This is a genomic window from Streptomyces sp. SP18CS02 (genome assembly GCF_036322365.1).
In the GTDB taxonomy this organism is placed as follows: domain Bacteria; phylum Actinomycetota; class Actinomycetes; order Streptomycetales; family Streptomycetaceae; genus Streptomyces.
In genome coordinates this window covers 1-362 of sequence record NZ_JAQYXC010000307.1, presented here as the reverse complement: position 1 = coordinate 362, position 362 = coordinate 1, and the positions used below count along the sequence as shown (strand labels likewise).

1 pseudogene is annotated in these 362 nt (G+C 83.1%); it reads left to right on the top strand.

The features are described from left to right. Positions 1-229, top strand: a pseudogene (locus tag PUR26_RS34430) (DUF6113 family protein); the annotation flags it as partial. Positions 230-362 lie beyond the last annotated feature (133 nt).

Below are 362 nucleotides of genomic sequence, written 5' to 3'. Positions count from 1 at the left end.
GGGCGCCTCCTCGACGGGGGCGGCGTCCTGGGCGGGCGCCTCGGCCTGGACGGCCGGGGCGGCGGCCTCGACCGGGGCGGGCTCCTCGGCGGGCGCCTCGGCGGCCGTGGGCGCACCGGCGGGAGCGGTCGCCTTGCGGGTGGCACGACGACGCGGACGACCGCGAGGGGCGGCCTCGGCCTCGTCGGCCGGCGCCTCGGCGGCGGGGGCTTCCGCGGCGGGGTCCTAGGACACCACGGGTGCCACGAACGGGGCCGACACCTCGGCTGGGGCCTCGGCGGCCTTCGGCGCACCGGCCGGAGCGGTCGCCTTACGGGTGGCGCGACGGCGCGGACGGGCCGCGGGCGCCTCCTCGACCGGCG